The sequence below is a fragment of the Candidatus Palauibacter scopulicola genome, from assembly GCF_947581915.1.
GTDB lineage: Bacteria > Gemmatimonadota > Gemmatimonadetes > Palauibacterales > Palauibacteraceae > Palauibacter > Palauibacter scopulicola.
On sequence record NZ_CANPWG010000043.1, the window covers coordinates 1 to 22,615 of the forward strand.

At 69.6% G+C, this 22,615-nt stretch carries 17 protein-coding genes; 7 read left to right on the forward strand and 10 right to left on the reverse strand.

Going from position 1 to position 22,615, the window contains the following annotated elements; translation table 11 throughout:
- A partial coding sequence (locus tag RN743_RS08265) for an FAD-dependent oxidoreductase (RefSeq protein WP_310778742.1) occupies nucleotides 1-1,033 on the reverse strand: 1,033 nt, incomplete at its 3' end.
- 172 nt (nucleotides 1,034-1,205) lie between these two features.
- Between RN743_RS08265 and RN743_RS08270 the strand changes: the two genes are divergently transcribed.
- Together RN743_RS08270 and RN743_RS08275 are read left to right on the forward strand one after the other, a co-directional pair.
- The gene (locus tag RN743_RS08270) at nucleotides 1,206-2,450 is read left to right on the forward strand and encodes a hypothetical protein (RefSeq protein WP_310778745.1); all 1,245 of its coding nucleotides are present in this window, start codon (nucleotides 1,206-1,208) and stop codon (nucleotides 2,448-2,450) included.
- The gene (locus RN743_RS08275; RefSeq protein WP_310778748.1) at nucleotides 2,447-3,427 is read left to right on the forward strand and encodes an alcohol dehydrogenase catalytic domain-containing protein; all 981 of its coding nucleotides are present in this window, start codon (nucleotides 2,447-2,449) and stop codon (nucleotides 3,425-3,427) included. Before RN743_RS08270 ends, RN743_RS08275 begins: the two co-directional genes overlap by 4 nt.
- A 15-nt stretch (nucleotides 3,428-3,442) precedes the next feature.
- Here RN743_RS08275 and RN743_RS08280 read toward each other — a convergent pair whose 3' ends face one another.
- The 3 genes from RN743_RS08280 to RN743_RS08290 form a co-directional block, all read right to left on the reverse strand.
- Nucleotides 3,443-4,738, reverse strand: a complete 1,296-nt coding sequence (locus tag RN743_RS08280) for a sialidase family protein (protein ID WP_310778751.1) — start codon at nucleotides 4,736-4,738, stop codon at nucleotides 3,443-3,445.
- A gap of 86 nt (nucleotides 4,739-4,824) precedes the next feature.
- A complete protein-coding gene (locus RN743_RS08285) occupies nucleotides 4,825-6,606 on the reverse strand; it encodes a solute carrier family 23 protein (RefSeq protein WP_310778753.1) in 1,782 nt (593 codons plus the stop codon).
- Complete coding sequence (locus tag RN743_RS08290) at nucleotides 6,606-8,138, reverse strand: pyridoxal-dependent decarboxylase (protein ID WP_310778756.1); 1,533 nt, start codon at nucleotides 8,136-8,138, stop codon at nucleotides 6,606-6,608. The genes RN743_RS08285 and RN743_RS08290 overlap by 1 nt, the downstream gene beginning before the upstream one ends.
- Before the next feature lie 98 nt (nucleotides 8,139-8,236).
- On the opposite strand from RN743_RS08290, the gene RN743_RS08295 reads away from it, so the two are divergent.
- Both RN743_RS08295 and solA read left to right on the forward strand, forming a co-directional pair.
- Entirely contained in the window at nucleotides 8,237-9,994 is a 1,758-nt protein-coding gene (locus RN743_RS08295) for a serine hydrolase (RefSeq protein WP_310778759.1), read from the forward strand.
- A 17-nt stretch (nucleotides 9,995-10,011) separates the two neighbouring features.
- Nucleotides 10,012-11,130 (forward strand): N-methyl-L-tryptophan oxidase, encoded by a 1,119-nt coding sequence (gene solA, locus RN743_RS08300; protein ID WP_310778763.1) that lies wholly within the window; start codon nucleotides 10,012-10,014, stop codon nucleotides 11,128-11,130.
- Between the two features lies 1 nt (nucleotide 11,131).
- On the opposite strand, the gene RN743_RS08305 is transcribed toward solA, so the two are convergent.
- The 5 genes from RN743_RS08305 to RN743_RS08325 all read right to left on the reverse strand — a co-directional run bounded on the left by RN743_RS08305 (nucleotide 11,132) and on the right by RN743_RS08325 (nucleotide 19,976).
- Nucleotides 11,132-11,758 carry a hypothetical protein gene (locus RN743_RS08305; protein ID WP_310778766.1) on the reverse strand — a complete coding sequence of 209 codons (627 nt, stop codon included), beginning with the start codon at nucleotides 11,756-11,758 and terminating at the stop codon, nucleotides 11,132-11,134.
- Nucleotides 11,759-11,857: 99 nt separating this feature from the next.
- Nucleotides 11,858-15,001, reverse strand: a complete 3,144-nt coding sequence (locus RN743_RS08310; RefSeq protein ID WP_310778769.1) for an efflux RND transporter permease subunit — start codon at nucleotides 14,999-15,001, stop codon at nucleotides 11,858-11,860.
- A 19-nt stretch (nucleotides 15,002-15,020) separates the two neighbouring features.
- Nucleotides 15,021-16,526, reverse strand: a complete 1,506-nt coding sequence (locus RN743_RS08315; RefSeq protein WP_310778772.1) for an efflux RND transporter periplasmic adaptor subunit — start codon at nucleotides 16,524-16,526, stop codon at nucleotides 15,021-15,023.
- A gap of 239 nt (nucleotides 16,527-16,765) precedes the next feature.
- Complete coding sequence (lepB, locus tag RN743_RS08320) at nucleotides 16,766-17,539, reverse strand: signal peptidase I (protein ID WP_310778775.1); 774 nt, start codon at nucleotides 17,537-17,539, stop codon at nucleotides 16,766-16,768.
- Between the two features lie 118 nt (nucleotides 17,540-17,657).
- A complete protein-coding gene (locus tag RN743_RS08325; protein ID WP_310778777.1) occupies nucleotides 17,658-19,976 on the reverse strand; it encodes a hypothetical protein in 2,319 nt (772 codons plus the stop codon).
- Nucleotides 19,977-20,165: 189 nt separating this feature from the next.
- On the opposite strand from RN743_RS08325, the gene RN743_RS08330 reads away from it, so the two are divergent.
- Nucleotides 20,166-20,825, forward strand: a complete 660-nt coding sequence (locus tag RN743_RS08330; RefSeq protein ID WP_310778780.1) for a class I SAM-dependent methyltransferase — start codon at nucleotides 20,166-20,168, stop codon at nucleotides 20,823-20,825.
- Here RN743_RS08330 and RN743_RS08335 read toward each other — a convergent pair.
- The gene (locus RN743_RS08335; protein ID WP_310778783.1) at nucleotides 20,780-21,217 is read right to left on the reverse strand and encodes a hypothetical protein; all 438 of its coding nucleotides are present in this window, start codon (nucleotides 21,215-21,217) and stop codon (nucleotides 20,780-20,782) included. The two genes, RN743_RS08330 and RN743_RS08335, sit on opposite strands and share 46 nt — an antisense overlap.
- Here RN743_RS08335 and RN743_RS08340 point away from each other — a divergent pair.
- Entirely contained in the window at nucleotides 21,216-21,824 is a 609-nt protein-coding gene (locus RN743_RS08340; RefSeq protein ID WP_310778787.1) for a DUF6265 family protein, read from the forward strand. The two genes, RN743_RS08335 and RN743_RS08340, sit on opposite strands and share 2 nt — an antisense overlap.
- 102 nt (nucleotides 21,825-21,926) lie before the next feature.
- Nucleotides 21,927-22,615, forward strand: a 689-nt coding sequence (locus RN743_RS08345) for a carboxypeptidase-like regulatory domain-containing protein (RefSeq protein ID WP_310778791.1), incomplete at its 3' end; no start/stop codon positions are given.

Here is a 22,615-nt window from a genome sequence, read left to right on the forward strand (position 1 = left end):
TGGCGAGGATGACGGCCTCCGCCGGGAAGAACGCTTCGTCGAGCTTCGTCGCGACGAGCCGCCCCTGGTCGTTCTCGTGCCATTCCACGATGTCGAAGTTCATCCCCCTGAGGACGCCGTTCTCGACGACGAACTCGGTGGGCGAGTGGTTCTCGACGATGTCGACGAGTTCTTCCTCCGCATCTTCCAGCTCCCAGGGGGAGGCCTTGAAGTACGGCTTCGACTTGCGGGCCATGACCTTGACGTTCGTTCCGCCGATCCGCTTCGAGGTGCGGCAGCAGTCCATCGCGGTGTTCCCGACCCCGATGACGAGCACGTTCTCCTCGATCGAGTTCGTGTGCCCGAAGGCGACGGATTCGAGCCAGTCGATGCCGATGTAGATGCGGTCCGTGTCGTACCGGCCCGGGAGGCGCAGTTCCTTGCCGCGCGGGGCGCCGGAACCGACGAAGACGGCGTCGAACTCCTGCTCCAGCAGCCACTTCATGCTTTCGACGGGCGCGTTGTAGCGAATGTCGACGCCCATGTCGAGGATGTAGTCGATCTCCTCCCACAGCACCTCGGGGGGCAGACGGAACTGTGGAATGTTGGTCCACATGAGGCCGCCGGGCCGGTCGTTCTTCTCGAAGATCGTGACCTCGTAGCCGAGGGGCATGAGGTCGCGGGCGACGGTCAGCGACGCGGGGCCCGCGCCCACGCAGGCAATCCGCTTCCCGTTCTTCTGCTTCGGGATCTCCGGGAAGCGGGGCGTGATGTCGCCCCTGAGGTCGGCCGCGACGCGCTTGAGGCGACAGATCGCGACCGGCTTCTCCTCGACCCTCACGCGCCGGCAGGCGGGCTCGCAGGGGCGGTCGCACGTCCGGCCGAGGATGCCCGGAAAGACGTTCGACTCCCAGTTGAGCATGTAGGCGTCGTCGTACCGTTCCTGGGCGATGAGGCGGATGTAACCCGGTACGTTGGTGTGGGCCGGGCAGGCCCACTGGCAATCCACGACTTTATGGTAGTAGTCGGGATTCTCGACGTTCGTTGGCTCCACCGTCTCTCCTCGGGCCGACCCCGCCCGACAGGCCCCACGGCTCCCCGACCCGTGAGTCGCTTGGTGAGATAACCGCACGCAATCCTAGGGGACGAGGGGAGTTGTCGCCAGTTTTTCGGGTGCCGGCGGCCGGCTCGTTGCTGCGGCGGCCGGAGCCGCGGAAGTTGAGCCCATGCAAAAACAGCCCGTGCACACGGTTGTCGGCGGGGCTCACCTCTTCCGACGAGATACGGCGGCCAGGCTCGGACGGATCGCCGGACGCTACCTGGACCGGTACGCGCCGGACCCGGCCACTCTGCGGGAGGCCCTCGGAAATCGCCTTCCCCCCGGGACCGCGGAAGCGGTGCGCCGGCGAGTGCGCGCCAAGCTCGATCGGGAGCCGGTCGAGTGCTTTCTGATCGACTTCGAGGATGGATTCGGCGTCCGGTCCGAGGCGGAGGAAGATGAGGCGGCGGCCACGGCGGCAAGGGAGGTCGCGGCGGGGGCCGCAGCCGACAGTCTCCCGCCCTCGCTTGGAATCCGCATCAAGTCGCTGGATGAGATCACCGGCGGGCGGGCGTTGCGCACGCTCGAACTCTTCCTTGCCACGTTCGCGCGGAGCGGGAGCGACCTGCCGGACGGGTTCACGGTGCTCCTTCCCAAGATCATCGCGGCCTGGCAGGTGGAACGGCTCTCGGAGGCCCTGAGTCGGCTCGAGACGACGCTCGGCCTGCCGGAGGAGGGGGTGGCGATCGACCTCATGATCGAGACGCCGCAGTCGCTCGTGGCGCCGGATGGACGGATCGCCGTGCCGGAGCTTGTCACCGCGGCGGGCGGGCGGTGCCGCACCGTGCATCTCGGAGCGTACGACCTCACGGGCGCCGTGGCGGTCGCGGCGGAAGACCAGACGCTGGGGCACCCGTTGTGCGACGTGGCGAGGCAGCTCCTGCAGCTCTCGCTCGCCGGATCCGGCGTCCAGCTTTCGGATGGGGCGACGAATGTGCTGCCCGTCGAACCGCATCGCGGAGAGACGGCGCTCTCGCCGGCCGAGCGGGTGGAGAACATGGCGGTCGTGCACCGCGCATGGCGCCTGCATTACTCCGATGTTCGGCGGTCTCTGAGCCAGGGGTTCCATCAGAGCTGGGACCTCCACCCGGCACAGCTCGTTTCCCGCTTCTCGGCCGTGTTTTCGTTCTTCCTGGAGGGCCTGGACACGGCGGCGACCCGGCTCGACCGATTCGTGACCGCCGCGGGACAGGCCGTCCTCACGGGATCCGTGTTCGACGATGAAGCCTCGGGCCAGGGCCTGCTGAACTTCTTCCTCCGGGGGCTCGCGAGCGGCGCCCTGACGGCCGAGGAGGCGGCGCGTTCCGGTCTCACCGCCGCGGAACTCGAAACCCGGTCGTTCCGCGCGATCCTCGAGCGGCGCCGCGGGTGATCGCGGCCTGGATCGACGGCGGCAGGGTCCGCGTACGCGACGACCTCCCGCGGCCCCCTCTCGAGCCCGGAGAGGCCATCATCAGGGTCTCGATGGCGGGAATCTGCGGGACGGACCTGGAGTTGCTGCGTGGATACCGCGGCTTCTCGGGAATTCCGGGGCACGAGTTCGTCGGACGCGTCGAGGAGGGGTCGCCCGAGTGGGTCGGGGCGCGGGTCGTGGCGGAGATCAACGTCACCTGCCGCTCGCGACATGCCGAGCCGCTCTGCCGTAGTTGCGCGGACGGCCGGCCGACGCACTGCCTTCGCCGCGAGGCGATCGGCATCCACGGGCGTGATGGCGCGTTCGCCGAATGGCTGCGGGCGCCGGTCTCGAACCTGCACCGCGTGCCGCAGGCGCTTCCGGACGAGGTTGCCGTGTTCGCAGAACCGGTCGCGGCTGCCTGCCGCGTCCTGCGGCAGGTCGAGCGCGAGATCGAGCACGGTCGCGTGACCCGGGCGCTCGTCGTGGGTGCGGGCCGGCTGGGACAACTCGTGGCGCGGGCGCTGGCGATTCGGTTGTCGGGGCTGGAGGTCGCCGGGCGGTCGGAGCGCAACCTGGCGCGGGCTCGCGCGGCCGGGCTCGCCGCCGGGCCGGTCACCGCCGTGGAGGAAGCGGCCTACGATCTGGTCGTCGAATGCAGCGGTGCATCGGCGGGCTTCGCCGTCGCCCGCCGGGCCGTTCGACCACGCGGAACAGTAATTCTCAAGAGCACGCACACAAACGAGTTATCCATCGACATCTCATCCGTTGTGGTAGATGAGATACGACTGCTCGGGTCCCGGTGCGGGCCCTTCAAGGACGCCCTGGCGGCGCTGGAGCGCGGAGACTTCGAGGTGCGCGATCTGATCGACGGCCGGCTGCCGCTCTCCGCCGCCCCGGAGGCATTCAGCCGGGCGGCGGAGCCGGGTGTCGCGAAGGTGCTTCTCGTCCCCTGACCCCGGACGGCGGCTTCAGTCGGAGAGTCGCACGGCGCGGACGCGTACGCCGCCGCCTTCGCCGGGGATCACCCACGCGAACAGGAACTCGTCCCCCGTCCGCACCATGCGTGGAAACCCGCTCGAGCGTTCGCCGGCGGTCTCGGAGATCAGAAGCGGCGTCCCGAGCGACCCGTCCGGCTCGACCCGCCGGGCGAGGACGCGCGGCGTGTCGTCGGAAGCCTCCAGCCATACCACCACGGCCGAGCCGTCGTCGAGTCGTTCGATATCCACGCGCCCGAGCGGCAGCCCCTCATCGACCCGGATTCGCGGGCCGAAGGTTGCGCCACCGTCATGCGAGAATGCGGCGTAAACCTGCGGCCTGCCGTCGACGCCGGTGTACCAGGCCGAGGCCAGCGCCCCTTCGTCGCCGCTCAACTGCGGGCCGTTTACGGGACAGCCCGGGATGACCCAGCCATCGGTGGACAGGGCTGCCGGCTCGGTCCAGCGCTCCCCCGCCCCGCGCACCACGGCGATGTCGCGGACCTCGGATTCGCTGCGGTCGCGGTAGGCGGCCACGAGCCCTTCGCCCACGCGAACCAGTGCGGTCTGGCAGCACTCGCACGTACGGTCGTCGAGCAGTACCTCGGGTCCGAGATGGCCGTCCGGGGCGAGTGTGCGGAAGCGGACGGACATCGCCCCGCGCTCACCCCCTCCGCCTCCGGCGAGGTGCTCGCCGCCGCCGGCCACGTGCTCGCCGCCTCCGCCATCGCCCGCCATGGCGCGGGCGTCGAGCCAGGTCAGCCCCGCGCCGTCCCCCCACGGCACCATCGACACGAAGCCGTGCTCGGTCGGCGACGCGTCGTCGTGCGCGCGGAACGGCTCCGACCACGTCATGCCGTCATCCGCAGAGAGCGCCAACATGACATGGTAGGCGTACGGCGCGTCGGCAACCTTCTCCAGCCAGTGAACGGCGAGCGTCCCGCCCCGCATCTCCACCGAGGACGGAAAGTCGGCCCAGTTCACGAACATGTCTTCCGACGCCCACACGGTCCGCGGCTCGGACCAGCCGTCCTCCCCGCGAATCGCCAGGCGCAAGGCGGGTACGCCCTCTTCGGGCTCGATCCACGTCAGGATGGCGCGCCCCCCGGCGCCGACCGACAGGTACGGCTCGCCGCTGGGCGTCGGCCGATCGAACTCGACGTGGCCCGCCTCCAGCGACACCTGCGTTCCCCCGCCGCCGAAGCATCCGCTGAGGAGGGCTGCCACGGCAAGGAAACGGACTCGCCCGGGATCGAACCGGCCACCGACGCGCGTATCGGCTTCGGACATTCTCATCTCCCCTGGTTGAAGCCGTATGATACATGCCCAACGCGGAACGGAGAACCAGCGCAGAACCACGGACGGGAGGCCAGACGCTAGAAGTCGCCGGCGACCTGGGGGGCGGACTCGACGCGGATCGTGAGGATGTCGATGTCGTGGTACTGCTGGTGGCGGATGGATGAGGCGTAGTGCCGCAGCAGCCGCAGCGGAGTCTCCGCCTCGACGGGGACCCCGGCGGCCACTTCGCTGAGCATCGCCAACTGATCCTCGACGTTCTTCTCGTCCGTCGTGGCGATGAACTCGAGATCCGCGGCGGGGCCATCGCTGCTCGCGATGAGCAACAGGCTTCGCGCCTCGCCGGTCTCGGCTTCGGCCGCGGCTTCGGCCTCCGCGCGGCCGAGGATCTGCATCGTCTCCTCGCCGACCGCGCGCAGACGCGTTTCCATCTCCTCGTCCCAGCCCTTTCGCGCCGCGAACTTCACCAGGAAGGCGTCGACCTCCGACCACGTGTCGTCCGACAACCGCGTCTTGAGGCGCGCCCGACGGCCTCCCGTGACCTCCGCGAAGATGGTGAGCAGGATCACCGTGATGCCGCCGACCGTCATGCCGTTGCCGAGGAATTCCTCCCAGGCCCCGACGATCTGCTCCGGGTAGATCCAGTCGAACTGGAAGACGATGCCGAGCCAGAACGCGACGCCGACCACGAGGCCGTTGCGGTAATCCAGCCCCTCCTGAAGCAGGATCTTCATCCCGAAGACGAAGATCAGCGCCACGACGACGATGAAATAGGCCGCCACGACGGGGCCGGGGATCGCGATGATGAGGGCGAGCAATTTCGGCAGGAAGGCGAACGCCGCGAAGACGACGCCGACGCACATCCCGATGGCCCGAGAGGTGACGCCGGTGAGTTCGGCGACGGCGATGCCCACGCCGTAGGTCGTGTTGGGGACGGTCCCCGCCAGACCGGAGAGGAGATTGCCCGCGCCGTCGGAGGCGATCGCGCCCTGGATGGAGCGGAAATCTATCGCGCGCGGCCTGCGCCAGGAGACGCGCTGAATCGCGATCGCATCGCCGAGCGTGTCCATGGCGCTCACGAGCGTCACCATGAGGAAGGAGGGCAAGAGAGCCCAGAACTCGGGGCGGAAGCTCAGGTCGAGACCGGGGTACGCCAGGTCCGGCAGGCCGATCCAGCGGGCTTCGTAGACGCTGGACATGTCGTAGATCCCGAACCCGAGGCCGGCGACGAGCGATCCGGCGACGATCCCGAGGGCCGGGGCCCACAGCCGAAGGGCGCCGGAGAACCGAAGCGGGACCAGGACCGTGACCGCCAGCGTCACGCCGGCCACGAGCGGACCCGCGGCGGTCGGGGCTCCGGCCGGGACTTCGGCGAGCTTCCGCAGGATCATCGGGGTCAGCGTCACCGGGATCAGGATCAGCACGGTGCCCGCCACGGTGGGCGTGAATACCCGGCGCAGGAGCGCCATCCGGGACGCAAGCAGGAACTGGACCAGCGACGAGGCGATGATCAGCACCGCGAGCATGCCCGGCCCGCCCTGCTCGATGGCCGTGACGCTCACCGCGATGAAGGCGCTCGTGCTCCCCATGATGAGGACGTAGCCGGCACCGATCCGTCCCACGCTGCGCGCCTGGATCGCCGTCGTGATGCCGCTGATGACGAGCGCCGCGAACACCGCCCAGGACAGGTATTCGGCGCTGCCGCCCGCCACCGTGATCATGACCGTCGGCGTGAGCACGATGCTGGCGAGGCAGATAAGGGCGTACTGGACGCCGAGTCCGGCGGCCATGGGAAGCGGGGGACGCTCGTTCGGCTCGAAGCGCACGTCCTGGCGGGCGAGCCCGGGGCCGGAACCCGCCATCAGCCGCCCCCTCCCCCGGCAAGCGCTTCGGCGGGCGCTTCGGCCGACGCTTCCGAGCGCCAGCGCTCGGGGTGGGCCTCCAGCCGCTCCACGGCCTCCGCGAGGACTTCCAGCGCCAGGTCGATGGTGTCGAGGTGCGTCCGGAACGCGAGCACCGCCATTCGCAGCCAGAACGTCCCGTCGATCGTCGTCGAGGAGAGGAAGACCCTCCCATCGCGATGCGTCTCTTCCACGAGGGCCTGGTTGAACGCGTCGGCGGTACCCGACTTCGGCACCCAGCGGTAGGTCACGACCGAAAGCGGCGGTTCCGGCCCCACCTCGAACCCGAGCGCCCCGATCTCGCCGTGGAAATACCGGGCGAGTTCCAGCTTCTCCTCGAGGCAAGCCCGAAAAGGGGCTTCTCCATACAGGAGGAGCGGCAGCCAGACCCGAAGCCCGCGAAAGTGCTTCGTGAGTTCAGGGGATACGGCGGCAGGCGAACGACCTCCCCACTCGGACTCGACGGTGTCCTGCAGGTAGCTCGCGTAGTAGGCGTGGGCATCCTGGAGAGCCTCGCCGTCGCGGATGAGCACGGCGCCAGTGCCATACGGCAGGAACATTCCCTTATGCGGATCGAGCACGAGCGAGTCCGCGCGCTCCATTCCGGCGAGCACACGCCGGCAGCCTTCCACGAGAGCGAAAAAGCCCCCGTATGCCGCGTCGACGTGGAACCAGAGCCCTTCCCGCTCGCACACATCCGCGATGCGGTCCAGAGGATCGACCTGACCGGTATCCGCGGTACCGGCCGAGCCGAGGACGAGCCAAGGCCGGAGGCCTCGTGCCCGGTCCTCCGCAACGAGCTTGGCGAGCGAGTCGGGACACAGGCGGAGATCCCCGTCACGGGATACCTCGCGCCGGACGGCCTCCGCGAGGCCCGCCACGCGGATCGCCTTGTGCAGGCAGTGGTGTGTGTGGGCGGAGGAGTAGACCACGGCCCGCTCGTAGTCGCGCGCCCGGAGCCCGGCCGCTTCCCGGGCCGTAACCACCGCGATAAGGCTGGCAATGGAACCTCCCGAGGCGAGGTTCCCGTCGGCCCCGGCGGGGAATCCGGCGAACGACGCCATCCAGTCGAGGATCAGATCCTCGATCTCGACCGCGCCCGGCCCGGTGAATCGAACGCCCGCATATTCGTTCGTCACGGCGGCGAGATAGTCCCCCAGCGACGAGGCGTAGATGCCTCCGCCCGGGATGTAGCCGAGATGTCCGCCGTGCGAGGGTACGAGGCCGACCCCCGCCACGGACTCGTCGATCCGGTCGATGAGTCCGGCCAAGGGCTGCGGCCCCCGGCCGAATCCGAGCTTTCGGATCTCCCGGACGGCAGACTTGTCGTGCCGGTAGGCGGGCCGTTCGGGGAGTCCGTCGAGGAACCGCTGCGCGTAGGCGTGCACCTCGGCCATGAGGCGGTCTCTCTCGCCCGCGTCGGGGTCGAGCGGCCGCGCATCTTCCTCCAGTTCCAGGATCCGGGACCGCTGCCGACTTGAGATCGAGCGCATGATGCGATCCTATCCCTTTCGTACGGGGGACGCGAGCTTCCGGCCACGGGCTCCCGGCCCCATTTTCGGTCGCTTTCCGCTTTACGGGAGGATCCCGCTTGTATCCGCGTCACAGGTCATCGTGGAGGTACGGTCTCGCGGCCGCGCTCGTCGCCGGGTTCGCGTCCGCCGCCGAGGCGCAGTCGCGCGCGGAACGGGCGGAAGGCTACCTGCGGTCCTTTCACGATCTGAGGCTTTTCAACGGCGCCGCGCTCATCGTCGACGAGGGCGAGACCCTGTTCGAGGGCGGGTTCGGGCGATCGGACTTCGCGGACGGCCACGCCAACGACCCGGGCACGCGGTTCCGCATCGCGTCGCTGACGAAGCAGTTCACGGCCGCGCTCATCCTCAGACTCGACGAGGAGGGATTGTTGCGGGTCGAGGACCCGGTGGGCCGCCATATCGAGGAATACCCTCCGGAAAACGCGGAACGGATCACGCTCCACCACCTGCTCACCCACACCTCCGGGCTTCCGAGCTACACGAACCTGCCGGGGTTCATGGACTGGGAGGTCGCGACCCCGTTCTCGCCGGGCGAGATCCTCGCCCTCACTTGGGAAGCCCCCCTCTCCTTCGAGCCGGGCACGAACTTCGAGTACTCGAACTCGGGCTACGTACTTCTGGGCTGGATCGCGGAACGCGTCACGGGGTTGAGCTACGCCGAGGCGCTCCGCACGTACGTGCTCGACCCGCTGGAACTGCGCGACACCGGGTACGACGGCTCGCTCCGGCCGCCGGAGGGCCACGCGAGCGGCCACACGCGCGACCTCGTCGGCTATCGCCCGGCGCGTCTCATCGACCCTTCCGTGCCCTACTCCGCCGGCATGCTGTACTCCGCCGTGGGCGATCTCGCCCGGTGGGCCACCAACCTCTTCGTCGAAGGCGGCCTGTTCCGGGACCCGGAGACGCTGGCACGCATGACGACCCCGGGCCTCGAGTCCGGGGCATACGGGTACGGCGTGGGCGTGCGGACGCCGGATATCGAGCGCGACCTCGGCGTGCGCACGATCGAACACTCGGGAGGGATCTTCGGCTTCTCCGCCTGGCTGCGCGTCTTCCCGGACCACGGACGGCTGATCGTCCTGCTGGACAACACATCCTCCGACCTGGGACCGCTCGTGGAAGGGTTGACGAATCTGCTGTGGGGCGCCGAAGCCGTGCGCCCGAAACCGTCGATCGCGGAACGGCTGCTGCCGATCGTCGAGGCGGGCGGCGTCGAGGCGGCGATGTCCAGGTACGACAACTGGCGCCGCACGCGACCGGACGAATACGACTACTCCCCCGGCCAGATCCTGAGGCTCGCCGGCCATTTCCGGGAGCGCGAGCCCACCACGTCCATTGCGATCCTCGAGGCCTACGCCGCCGGGACGCCGGAGCCTCCCGCCATCCGTTTCGCGCTGTCCGAGCTTCACGAGCAGGCCGGCGCCCTGGAGGCGGCGTCGGACCACATCCGCGAAGCGCTCACGTACAACCCCGGGATGCCCGGGCTCCTGGAACGCCTGTCGGAGCTGGGCGTCGAACCCGATCCGGTGCTTCGGCTCCCGGTCGTGCGGGTGGAACCGGAGGATCTGTCCATTCTCGTGGGCGAGTACCGGATCGACCCGGCCACGACCCTGACCGTCACGCTCGAGGAGGGCGTGCTCATGGCCGCCCGAACCGGTGAGGCGGCCTTCCGGCTCCTCCCCCAGTCCCCGGCCGCGTTCCTGATGCACGGCTCCGGCGTGCAGTTCGTGTTCGAACTCGTGGACGGCGTCGCGGGAGCCGTCTCGGTGGTGGAGGCCGGTCAGCGCCTCGTTTTTCCGAAAACCGGGAACTGAGTCGACCGGCATCGGACATGCACGACTTCGCCGTCATTGGGCTCGGAGCCATCGGGAGCGCAACCGCGGCCGAACTCGTCCGGCGCGGACATTCGGTGGTGGGATTCGACCGCTACACGCCCCCGCACACGATGGGATCGGCACACAGCGACACGCGGATGATCCGCGCGGCGTGGTATCACGGGTCGCCGTACGTGCCGCTGGTCCGCGACTCCCACCGGCTCTGGAACGACCTCGAACGCTCGTCGGGCCGGACGCTCCTGCGGACGACGGGCGCCCTCATGATGGGGCCGGAAGACGGCCGCGTGTTCGCGGGGGGGCCGCTTCGCGGCGTCGCCCGGGTGGGCACCGGCGACCTCGTCCTTTCGGTGGAGGAAGTCGTGGAGCGATTCCCCTGGCTCCGCCCGGCTCCCGGGACGGTCACCATCTACGAACCGGGTGCCGCGGTCCTCTCGCTGGAGGCCTGCCTCGAGGCGATGCTGGAGGCGGCCGGCGCCGCGGATCTGCGCTTCGACGAGCGCGCGACCGGGTGGTCCGCTTCGGCCTCGGGCGTCCGCGTCCGGACCGAACGGGGAGAATACGCGGCGCGCCGGCTCGCCATCGCCGCCGGGGCGTGGACTCCTCACCTGCTTCCCGAACTTTCCCTCTCGCTCGAGGTGGAGCGCACGGTGCAATACTGGTTCGAACCCGCCGGGACGCATGCGGACACGCTCGCGGAGGGTCCCGCCTGGGTGTGGGAACTCGAACGGGAGGGGACGTGGTACGGATTCCCGCCGTCGGCGCGGGGCCTCAAGGCGGGGATGCACTTCCAGGCCGGACGCGGGACCGACGTCGAGCGGGTCGACCGCGCGGTTGGGGCAGCCGAGACGGAGGGCCTGCGAAGGCTGTTCGGGCGGTACGCGCCGGGCGTGGCGGGGGCGCTGGCCCACGCGTCCGTCTGTCTCTACACGAACACGCCCGACCAGGACTTCATCCTGGACCGCCACCCCGACCATCCCGGCGTCGTGCTGTTCGCCGGCGGCTCCGGGCACGCGTTCAAGTTCGCCCCCGTCCTCGGGTCGCTCATGGCCGACCTCCTCACGGATGAACTACCCCGTCACGCACCGCCCATCTTCTCGATCGCCCGCTTCGGATAACTCATCCTTCGGGGTCGGGAGTCAGAGGGATCTCGCGGTTCAGGTCTATGTCGACGGCGTTGCCGCACAGCGTGCCCGAAGCCCTTCCCGTCTGCATCAGATCGCTGAAGTCCAGCCGGGATTCCACCGTCACGGACACCTCGCAGGTCCCGCTTCTTTCCTCGAGTTCGTAGGCGAGAGCACCGACCATCGACACGTTCAGGTCGAACACGAACGCAAGCTCTTCCGGCATCGAAAACGCGTACGTTCCCGTCTGTCGGAGGCTGGGCGCCCCAGCGAGCGTGAACGTCCTGTCCCGGGACGTCTCCACGCAGCCCTCGGGCACGATCGTCAGGTTCGCCAGAAACCTGATCCCGGTCTCGGTCTCCGACGGGATCAGCGTCCCACCCGCGTTTACAACCCCGCCCCCCGAGCAGTTGGCCGTCAGGCTCACGGAGCCGGCGAAGGATGCCGGGTCCGCCTCCAGCGCCCTCGCCCCGACGACGTTGATGGCTTCGAGCAGCGCCTCGCTCTCCGCCAACGTCAGCACGTCCCCGTCCGGCTCCGTCGCGCCGTCACCGCAGCCCCAGATCCCCCCTGCGATCGCCAACAGGGCCGCCATGGACACAGATACTCTTCGACGCTTCATCTCCTCACCTCCCCTTCCCGCCGACCCGCGTGAGTTCGGTATCCGACAACTCCATTACCCGGATGCGTTGCTGCGGGTCCGGGTTGTCAGCTCCCCACCTTATCGCGGGCCTGCGGACGACGCGGGTCCGGCGAAGCGGAGGAAGAGGGCCGGAACGACGACCATGTTGAGCGTGGTGGACGTCAGCAGCCCTCCGAGTACGACGACGGCGAGCGGGGCCTGGATCTCCTTGCCGGGTTCGCCCAGGCCCAGCGCGAGCGGAACGAGCGCCAGGCCCGCCGTGAGCGCCGTCATGAGGATGGGGCTGAGACGTTCCATGGAGCCGCGCCGGATGCTCGGGGCCAGCCCGGCGCCCGTCGCGCGAAGATCCTGGTAGCGGCTCACGAGAAGGATCCCGTTTCGCACCGCGATGCCGAACAACGTGATGAGCCCGACCAGGGTCGCGATGTTCACGGTGCCGCCGATGAGCAGCACCGCGAGCACGCCTCCCGCCAGCGCCAGAGGCAGGTTCACCATGAGAAGAGCGGCGATCCGGGCGCTCCCGAACGTCCGGAACATGATGAGGAAGATCGCACCGATCGAGAACAGCGAGAGCAGCGTGATGCGCCGCGTCGCCTCCCGCCCGCTCTCGAATTGCCCCCCGTACTGGACGTAGTAGCCCGGCGGCAGTTCGACCTCGGCCGCGACCCGCACCTGCAGCTCTTCGGCGGCTCCGCCCACGTCGCGCCCCGCAACGTTCGCGCTCACGACGATCTTCCGCTGCACGTTCTCCCGGCTGATGGTGTTGGGCCCCAGCGACGGGACGATCGAAGCCAGTTGCGACAGCGGCACCGTGGCGCCCGCCGGGGTCGTCATCAGCGTCCGGCCGATCGCCTCCGGGTCCGTGCGGTGTTCATCCGCGTAGCGCACGACGAGATCGAACGCGCGATCGCCTTCCCGGATGAGCGATACCTCCTCTCCCTGGAACGCGACATCGACGGCCGCGGCCATCCCCGCCGGCGTGACGCCGTGGCGGGCCATGGCGCGCCGGTCGGCGCGGACCTGAAGCTGGGGTATGTCCGCCTGCCTCTCGACGGAGACGTCCACGAGCCCCTCCACCGTCCCCGCGACGGTCTCGATCTCACCGGCGATGTCGCGCAGTTGCCGGAGGTCGGGGCCGAACAGGTTGGCCGCGATGGCGGCCCGTGTGCCGGAGAGCATGTGGTCAATCCGGTGTCCGATCGGCTGTCCGATCGTGACGTTGGTCCCGGGGAGTCCCGCCAGGTCGTCCCGCAGGGCAGCCATGACCTCCTCCAGATCGTGCTCCGAGAGGTCCAGCCGCGCGTCGACCTCGGAGGCGTTGGCGCCCTGCGCGTGCTCGTCCAGTTCGGCCCGGCCGGTCCGCCGCGAGGTGGAGACGACGGCAGGGTGCGCCAGGAGCTGGCGCTCCACGCGGACCCCGATCGCGTCGGACTCCACCAGCGACGTCCCAGGCAGGCTCACGACGGAGATGGTCAGCGTTCCCTCCTGGAACTCGGGCAGGAAACCGCGCCCCAGTAAGGGCACGAGCGCCAGCGTGCCGGCCAGCAGGAGCGCCGCACCGCCGAGCACGGCCCCGGAACGGCGGAGCGCCCCGTCGAGGACACGCCCGTACGCGCGTTCGATCCCGCGCATCAGCCAGGGCTCGCGCGGGCGGCCGAGCGCCCGATCCCCCGGCAGAAGCATGTGGCAGAGCGCCGGCGTCACCGTGACCGCGACGAGCAGCGACGACAGAATGCTCACGATGTACGCCAGTCCCAGGGGTCGGAGCATGCGCCCCTCCACGCCGGAGAGGAAGAAGAGCGGGACGAAGACGATGGAGATGATGAGCGTGGCGCTCAGGATCGGGGTCCGGATCTCCCGCGCCGCGTCCCGGACGAGGGCCAGCGGCCGGCGTCGGCGCTCCGGCGGGCGGCGACGGTCGTCGCGCAGGCGGCGGTACACGTTCTCGACGACGATGATCGCATCATCGACCAGCGCGCCGATGGCGATGGCCATGCCGCCCAGCGTCATCGTGTTGATCGTCCCCCCGAGGAGCCGCAGGACGATGACGGCGAGGGCCAGCGAGAGCGGGATCGCGAGCGCGGAGATCGCCGTCGTCCGCAGGTTCCACAGGAAGAGCAGGAGCACGGCGATGACGAGCAACGCACCGTCGCGCAGGGCTTCGATCACGTTCGACACGGCAAGCGATATGAAGTCGGCCTGTCGGAACACGGACCGCTCGAAGGCCACGCCCGCGGGGAGTTCCGCTTCGATCACGTCCAGTTCTGCGTCGATCCGCTCCGTCAGCTCCAGCGTATTCGCGCCGGGCTGCTTCTGGATGGAGAGCACGACGGCGGGCTCCGCGTTCACGGAAGCGGTGCCGAGCCGGACGCGCGGACCGATCCGAACCTCCGCCAGGTCCTCGATGAGGACGGGTACGCCCTCCCTCACCGCAACGACGGTCAGGCCGATCTCCTCGAGGTCGCGCGCGCGGCCGATGCCGCGGATCAGGATCTCGCGACCGCCCGACCGATAGACCCCTCCGGACGCGTTCCGGTTCGACCCGGCCGCCGCCTCCAGCACCTCGTCGAGCCCGACGCCGTATGCGAGCAGGCGCTCGGGCCGGATGAGGACCTGGTACTGGCGGACCTGTCCGCCGATCGACACCACCTGCGAGACACCGGGCACGGCGAGCAGCCGGCGCCGCACGGTCCAGTCCGCGGCCGTCCGGGCCTCCATGAGTTGCGGGGCGGGCGCGCTCATGCCGACGAGCAGGATCTCGCCCATGATCGAACTCACGGGCGCGAGCACCGGGGCGCTCACGTCCTCCGGCAGTTGGGCCGTGGCGAGTTGAAGCCGCTCGTTCACCGTCTGCCGGGCGCGGAGGATGTCCGTCCCCCAGTCGAAATCCACCCAGACGATGCTGATCCCCTGCGCCGAACTCGACCGGACCCGGCGCACGCCGGCCGCACCGTTCACCGCCGTTTCGACAGGGAAGGTGACGAGACTCTCGACCTCCTCCGGGGCCAGTCCGTGGGCGTCGCTGAGCACCGTCACCGTGGGAGCGGTGAGGTCGGGAAAGACGTCGACGGGCAGCGTGGCGCCCACCCATCCGCCGCCCGCCAGGAGGAGCACCCCGGCGGCCACGGTGAGGAAGCGGTTCTCCAGCGAGGCGTGGACGAGCCGGTCGAGCAGCCCCTGCAGGAGGCCTGACCGGTCTTCCGCCGGTCCGGGAGCGCTCATCCCGGCGGACTGGTGTACACTAGTGCGGATGTCCGTGGTCCGAGATCTCCACGTTGCCGAGCGAAGCCAACCTCACCTGGTAGGCACCGGCGGCGACCACCTGCTCCCCGCTCGCAACCCCCGATTGAAGGATGGTCCACGAACCGTCCGAGGGGCCGGTCTCCACCACCCGCCGCTGAAACGCTTCGCCGCCGACCTTGACGTAGACGACGGAGAGCCCATCCTCGTCCAGGATCGCGCGCGTCGGGACGGCCACCCCCTCCACGGGCTCGCCGAGGAGCAGGTGACCTTCGGCCAGCATCCCCACCTTGAGCACGCCGCCCGGGTTCGCCACCGCAAAGCGGACCGGGAGCGTCCGGCTTCCCGCATCGATGATGCTGCCCACCGACACCACGCGGTCGGCGGCGTGCGCATGGCCCGCGCCTTCGACGGTGAACCACGCGCCGCGGACTTCGCTGGCCGCCTCGGCGTGGCGCGCAGGAACGCGTGCGACGAACCACAGCGTATCGGGACGCACCACCGTGAACGCGTGCGTCCCGACGGCGACGTGCTCGCCCGGGGCCACGTGGCGATCGGCGATCACGCCCCTGATCGGGCTCCGAAGCCGGTAGACGTGCGGGTCCGAACCGCCGTCCCCGTCGGCGGAGCGAAGGCCCCCCACGGCCTCGAACGCCGCCCGGGCCACCTCCAGGTTGTGACGCGCCTCCTCCAGGCGGCGTCCGGCGATGGCGCCGGCGGCGAAGAGCCGCTCCGCCCGGTCCGCCTCACGCTCGGCGTCCTCCACATCGGCCCGCATGCGGGCATACGAGTCGTCGATGCTCGTGGGGGCGATCAGCGCCAACGTCTCCCCCTCCAGCACCGCATCGCCCGGGGCGGGCGATGGCCCCTGAACGAGCACGAGGCCTTCCACCGGGGTCGAGACGTGCGCGAGACCGCGCGCGGGGACCGTGACCTCCCCGGTCACCGGGATCGAGTTCGGAATCCGGCGCGTCTCCGCGACGGCGATCTCGAACGGCATCGCCCACTGTTCTTCTTTCTGGAGCGCGATCAGCCCCGGCAGCGGCTGCTCCTCGTCGTGCGGGAGCGCCTCTTCGCTCGGAAACACCTGCAGCTGGCCCACGGGGATCGCGTGGTCCGCGCCCCGGGCCGTGAGGGTCAGGTCCGCCCGCCATGTCCCGGTCTCCGTGAGGGTCGGGCTCGCACTGTAGATTCCCGGGCTCGCCGGGGCCGGGAGCACGATCTCCTCGCGGGCGCCGCCCGGTCCCCGGAGCAGGAGCACGAGGCGCCCCTCCCGCACCGGCTTCCAGTCCGCCAGCCAGGTGAGGTGGATGGCCCACGGTACGCTCGCGACGCCCCGGACGTGCGGCGGGTATTCGACGAAGAGTTCGAGCGATTCGGTCCAGTGCGTGACCGCGCCGCCGCCGGCATGGGAATGAGTGGCTGCCGCCGCCTCGTCGACGGGCGGCGAATCGCACCCCACACAAGAGAGCGCCGCCGCCACGGCGACCGCCCGGTTCACGCGCATGGCACCTCCCGGCTGCGCACCCGTCCCGTCCGTTCAACGTTGCCCGACCCCCGGCCGGAGGCCAGAGCGGCCGAAACCTCGACCCGGGAGCGACCCGTACTGTTCAGCGACCGCTGGTCTCGCCACCTTGAAGCGTACGCCACGCGCCAGAGGAAGACCTGATGAGAAAGATCGCCATTGCCGTCGCCGTGATCGTCATTCGGAAGCTGCTCAAGAAGCTCTGACGGCCGAAAGGGGCACTAGTCCGGGGCGGGTCCGATCCGTCCCGGTCTCATCGCCGTGAGGAACTTCACGGGTCTCAGCGCGTCCCGGTCGTACGAGAAGTAGATGAAGAAGGGCCTGCCCCGCATCTTCCCGCGTTCGACGAAACCCCAGTACCGTGAATCGAGGCTCTCGTCCCGGTTGTCCCCCAGCATGAAATAGCGTTCCGGCGGCACCACGAGCGGCCCCCAGTTCTCTCGCGTGGGTTCGTACTCGCCCCGTTCCGGATCCGGAATCAGGTGCGCCAGTTGCCACTGCATTCGGGGATCCCCTTCATCCAGCACTCGCGGATTCCGGCGGGCGTAGGGTTCGTCCGGGGCGACGCCGTTCCGGTAGAAGACGCCTCTCTCCATTCGGAGCGTGTCGCCGGGCAAGCCCACGGTACGCTTGACGATGTCCAGCCCCGGAGAGTGGTCCGCGCGGAACACGATGATGTCCCCGTATTCCGGCTCGGCGTATCCCGGCACGCGGGCGTTGGTAAACGGGATCGGCGCACCGAGCGATGTCTTGTTCACGAGCAGGAAATCGCCGACCAGGAGCGTCCCCTCCATCGACCCCGACGTGATCACGAACGTCGCCAGCAGGAACGTCCGGAAGAAGATGAAGATGAGGAAGGCAACGAGCAGCGTGCGCGCCCAGTCGCGGAACCACTCCGCGCTGAACGCCGGCGGGGATGGGGGACGTTTCCGCTTCCCTTCCGCGGCCTCGTCCGCCTCTCCGGTGCGGCCCTTGTTCTTGCGGCTTCGTGCCATGTTTCGGCGTGCTCTCCGCGGGGATCGCCGGCGCGCCGGGCACCCGGCGTGATCGGCGGTTGCAGGGGACGCTACTCTGCGGCCATCTCACCCGCCACGCAAACACCAGCAGGCATCGTCACATGAGGCCATCGGAGTATACGTGGAGCCGCCAGAGGCTGCCGCCACGGACGGCGCGGGCGAGGTCGATGCGAAACAGACCGTCCATGAGCGATACGCCCAGCCCCACGCTCGACCGCCAGCCCTCGGTGCCGAAGGCGTCCACGGGTCCGGTCCAGCCCGCGTCCCAGAACCCCGTGATCCGCACCGGGCTGCCCCCGATGTCGTAGGCCGGATCGCCGATCCGGAAACCGCGCCCCAGTTCGAACCGGCCGAACCAGAAGCTCGCCCCTCCGGTCGACACCGGGTCGAAGGCCCGCAGCGTGTACGACCCGCCGAGGTGGAAGTGCCGCTGTGGCGGCGGCTCCCCGAACACCCGTCCGGCCGCGCCCTCCAGCGCCACGGACCACTGGCTCACGGGGATTTGCAGCGCCGCGGAGACGGCGGCTCGCCCGTAGAGATCGAAGTCGCCCGCCGCGGCTTCGCCCCATATGGAGCCGCTGAGGACCGGCGTGCCGGGGTCTACCGAGGAGAACGCGCGCAGGCGGCCGGAGATGCCGGCGACGTGGCCGCGCGCGGCCACGATGTTGTCCGGAAAGACCGCATCGCCGAAGAGGTTCGGGAGCGAGGCATCGCTCTGCTTGCGGGCGTGCTGGTGGCGCTCCGCGAAGAGCGCGCCTTCCACGCGGGTCCGCTTCCCCTGGCGGCTCGCCGAGACCTCGAAGCCGGTCTCCCGGAAGTAGAGGCCTTCGTCATACCCCATCACGAGGCTGTTGAAGGAGTTGCCGAAGGAAAGCGGACGGCCCCAATCGCCGAGATCCGTGAGGCGCCGGTATGCCGTGAACCCGAAGCCGCCCGTCGCCGTCTGGCGGCGCCACCCGACCTCCACGCCGGGCTCCCACTCGGGGATGCCGATTCGCGGCGTGACCGCGAACTCCGACGTGACCCCCGTCGGTACGGCGAAGCGGGCGCTGAACGAGAGGCCCTCGACCCGATTGTAGCGCAGCCGGCGCAGACCCGGAGCGAGATCCAGGCGGGGACCCAGAGCCGTGGCGGCGGGGATCTGCAGCGAGGACAGGCGGTCCTTCAGGTCGTCGAGTTCCGCCACCGCGAAGGCGTCGACGGTGGCGGAGAAGAGCGGCTCCGGAAGCTCCCGGGACAAGGGGAGTTCGGCGATGGGAGGAACGACGATCACGACCGGCCGCACGGCTTCGGGCAGCGAGTCCGGTTCGGCGGTGAGAGGGTCGTCACGCGTCCGCCCGGCCTCGCGCTCCTCCCGACGCCGGGTCCGACCTTCCGTCACGGTCACGTCGAGCGCCTGCCCTTCAGGCGCGAGAAACTCTTCGTCGCCATCGACCCAACGCGTCCAGCCCGGCGGCAGATCCTCTCCCGGATCGAGCGACGGCTCGCGATCCACGGCATAGTCCTCGAAGGTCCATTCGTAGCGCACCGGCATGCTCGCGAGATCCGCCATCGTGGCGACCGCATCGAAGGCCATGCGATTCGGGAGCCACCAGCGGAGTTCCTGAAGGCCGTAGTCAATCGTGATGAACTCGACCCGGGCGCGGATCGGCTTCACGAACCCGGGAACATCTTCCGCGTCCTCCGGTTCTTCGCGGTCGAAGTCGTACTCGATCGCCGGACGGTAGGCGGCGCGCGTGAGGACCCCTTCGTCGGCGTCGAACCACAGCGAGCCGGCAATACGGTCGAAGCGGGCCTCCCGCGGCTCAACGATGGCCTCGATCAGCGTCACGGTGCGGTCGTCCCCCGGGAAGCGGATGCGCAGCGTATCGCCGGAGCGGTAGCGGTAGTGATAGGCCGCGGTATCGGCCAGCGGGTGGAGGGCCCACTCCGAACCGACCGTCACATGCTCGCTCGCAGGATCGATCATGTCGAAATCGAGTTCGAACGCGTCGTCGTCGCGCAGATCGTCCTCGAACTCGACGCCCAGGCCGACGATCGGCACCCCGCGGCGCACCCCCAGCCAGTGGACGATGTGTTCGCCCTCCGCCGACCAGCGCAGACGCGCAGCGCGCTCCTGGTGGAACATCGCCCGCTCGCGGCGCAGAAACGCGCCGCCGAGCCCGGCGTAGATGCGTTCGCGGAAGGTCGCTTCGAAGCTCGTCAGCCCTTCGGCCCGGGCTTTGCGCTGCGCCATGGCGCGCTCGACCAGTCCGGCGATCCCTTCGTCCGCGTACGCGTCGAGCGGAATCGGCCGCGAGACGGGGGCCGGCGGTTCCTGGAGGGCGCGCACGTCGGATACGACGCCCGCCGCGGCCCCCATGCCCAGCGCCAGCGCCAGCAGCCCGCGGTAAAAGCCCTGCTGCGTTCCGTCCAAGAGCGTTCTCCAGTCCAGAGCCGACTTCGCGGCGTCGAGACACGGGGCTTGCCGCCGGTGGGCGGGACGCGGCCCCAGGCCGGCGACCCATCCCGACAGGAGCCGGTACGTCTATGTTTGGGTAGACGTTTCAACCTTCGCCCGCGTCACCGGGAAGGAAAGCGCCCCCGTCATCGGGGAGGATAGCGAGTGGGCCTTTACTCAGAACACATCTTTCCGCGTCTCATGGAAAGCGGTCTCAAGGGCGACGTGCATCGCAGGTATCGGCGCCGGGCTCTCGCTCGCGCACAGGGAGATGTGCTCGAAGTCGGCTTCGGGACGGGCCTCAATCTCGAATTCTACCCGACATCGGTTCGCCGCGTCACGGGGATCGACTCCGCGGCCGTACTCGAACGCCGCGTACGCGCCCGCATCGGCGGCGCCCCCTTCCCCGTCGAGCGGGTGATTCAGGACGCCGCCGACCGACTCCCTTTTCCCGACGCGCATTTTGACACGGTGACGAGCACCTGGACGCTGTGCTCGATCGCGCGGCTCCGGGACGCCCTCCTCGAACTCCGCCGTGCGCTGAAGCCCTCCGGCGAGTTCCTTTTCCTCGAGCACGGGCGGAACGAGAAGGGATGGGTTTCACGCCTGCAGGACACGCTGAACCCGGTTCAGAACCTTGTCGCCTGCGGGTGCAACATAAACCGGGAGATCGACGCCGAGATCGAGGGTGGCGGATTCCGGATCGTCGACCTCGAGCGCTTCACGATGCCCGGGGTGCCCCGGGCGCTGGGTTCCGTCTACCTTGGCGTGGCAAGGCCCTACGGCGACCCACGCCTCGCAGGCCCGTCGCGGGCACGGTCGTGAGCGCCGCTCGAACGCAGCGCGGTTTTGCGGCGGGCTGCGATCCGCGTTCTCGTGGCGAGGACGGCGCCCCCCGAGCCCGCGACGGCCGGGCCGAACAGGAAGAGAAGCGCCAGGCCCCAGTGGCCTGAGGGAGGATCCGTAACGGTCACCCAGACACCGATCGCGCCAAGCAGGGCCAGGCTCCAACCCGGCGCCAGCCCCCAGAGGAGGGGACGTGCGCCGCCGTGCCACCGCGCGAGGCCGAAACCCGCGGAGAAGTACAGGAGACCCCCGAGCCCGACGAGCCCCGGGCCGGGCCCAACGGGCAGGTCTCTGAACACGAGCGCCAGCCCCGCGAGGCCGGCGAGGAGGCAGAGGATGACCGAGACGAGGACTTTCAGAACGGCTCTCATGTCATGCGAAGATGCGGCGGGATCCGCGGTTTCTCAAACGTCCCCGGCGCGGGTCTTTCGCTGCCGGACGGCCGCGGTCGCCGTCGCGCTCGCGGCCGCCGTCCACCTCGGGGGCGCCATCGGGGCGATCGGCCAGGAAGCGGATCCCGGGAGCCGCCCGGCACCGGCCGCGCCTTCCGGAGCCGTGGATCTCGAGGAGTTGGCCTGGATCGCCGGTCACTGGGGCGGCGACGCCTTCGGAGGACAGATCGAGGAGGCGTGGTTCAGCCCCGCGGGACGCTCGATGTCCGGCTCCTTCCGTCTCGTCCGCGACGGCCTCGCGGTCATGTACGAACTTCTGCTGCTGGAACAGGATGACGATGGAGAGATCTACTATCGGTTCAAGCATGTCGGGCGGGGCTGGGTGCCATGGGAGGAGACGCGGCTCGAATACCGTCTCACGGCCCTGGAAGGCCGGAGGGCCACCTTCCGGAGCACGGCGGAGGCGCCGCCGTCGAACGCTCCGTGGTGGTTCACCTACGAGAGCCCGACGGGCGCCGAACTGTTCGTCACCATTCACGGCAGGGGAGGCGGGGATCCGACGGTGCTGTCGATGGCGAGACGATAAGACCGTATCTTTCGGGCGACGGAGAGCGTTCATCGGGGAGAGAGCCGGAATCGACCAGGGGGCCGTATGAGGGCATTGGAGTCGGGACATGGAGGCGCCCGCATGGCGGCGCTGACCCTCGTCGCGGCAGGCGGGCTGGCGGGTTCGCCGAGTGCGACCTGGGCGCAGGAGGAGACGGAACGGGAAACGGCGGAGCTGATCGGGCAGGTGGTCAGCGCCTCGACGGGACTCCCGCTCGAAGGGGCCCGCGTGATCCTCCTGGGTTCCGGGTACGGGGCGATCACCGATGCCGAAGGCAACTTCCGGGTCCCCCAAACCTGGGCCGGCAGGGACTCGGTGGAGGTGCGATACATCGGCTATGAGGCCGGCTATACCGTCATCGACCTCGAGCCGGATCAGACGACGCGCGTCACGTTGACCCTTTCGAGCACCGTCATTCGCATCGCCGATCTCACGGTGGAGGTACGTCAGACCCGCCGCGCGCGGCACGTGGAGGGCTTCCTGGAACGCATGGAAAAAGGGTTCGGGACCTTCTTCACGCCGCGGGACATCATCAATCGTAACCCGCGCCTGCCCAGCGACCTCCTGCGCGGCCTGCCGAACGTCGCCGTGGGTCGGGTCGAATACGGGAGAGCGGAGGTCTTCCTCGGAGAAGGCGCCCGGCTCGGCTGTCCGCCGGCGCTCTACCTGGACGGGATGTACCAGGCAGGGATGCAGTTCGACGATCTCGAGAAGGAGGTTCTCGGCGCGGTCGAGGTCTACAGGCGGGACGTCGAGACGCCCATGGAGTT

What these genes read in the sequence shown, in the direction of transcription:
- RN743_RS08270 (WP_310778745.1), top strand. Translation starts at nt 1,206, where the DNA reads ATGCAAAAACAGCCCGTGCACACGGTTGTCGGCGGGGCTCACCTCTTC.
- RN743_RS08280 (WP_310778751.1), bottom strand. Translation starts at nt 4,738, where the DNA reads ATGTCCGAAGCCGATACGCGCGTCGGTGGCCGGTTCGATCCCGGGCGA.
- RN743_RS08285 (WP_310778753.1), bottom strand. Translation starts at nt 6,606, where the DNA reads ATGGCGGGTTCCGGCCCCGGGCTCGCCCGCCAGGACGTGCGCTTCGAG.
- RN743_RS08290 (WP_310778756.1), bottom strand. Translation starts at nt 8,138, where the DNA reads ATGCGCTCGATCTCAAGTCGGCAGCGGTCCCGGATCCTGGAACTGGAG.
- solA (WP_310778763.1), top strand. Translation starts at nt 10,012, where the DNA reads ATGCACGACTTCGCCGTCATTGGGCTCGGAGCCATCGGGAGCGCAACC.
- RN743_RS08305 (WP_310778766.1), bottom strand. Translation starts at nt 11,758, where the DNA reads ATGAAGCGTCGAAGAGTATCTGTGTCCATGGCGGCCCTGTTGGCGATC.
- RN743_RS08310 (WP_310778769.1), bottom strand. Translation starts at nt 15,001, where the DNA reads ATGAGCGCTCCCGGACCGGCGGAAGACCGGTCAGGCCTCCTGCAGGGG.
- RN743_RS08315 (WP_310778772.1), bottom strand. Translation starts at nt 16,526, where the DNA reads ATGCGCGTGAACCGGGCGGTCGCCGTGGCGGCGGCGCTCTCTTGTGTG.
- lepB (WP_310778775.1), bottom strand. Translation starts at nt 17,539, where the DNA reads ATGGCACGAAGCCGCAAGAACAAGGGCCGCACCGGAGAGGCGGACGAG.
- RN743_RS08340 (WP_310778787.1), top strand. Translation starts at nt 21,216, where the DNA reads ATGTCATGCGAAGATGCGGCGGGATCCGCGGTTTCTCAAACGTCCCCG.
- RN743_RS08335 (WP_310778783.1), bottom strand. Translation starts at nt 21,217, where the DNA reads ATGAGAGCCGTTCTGAAAGTCCTCGTCTCGGTCATCCTCTGCCTCCTC.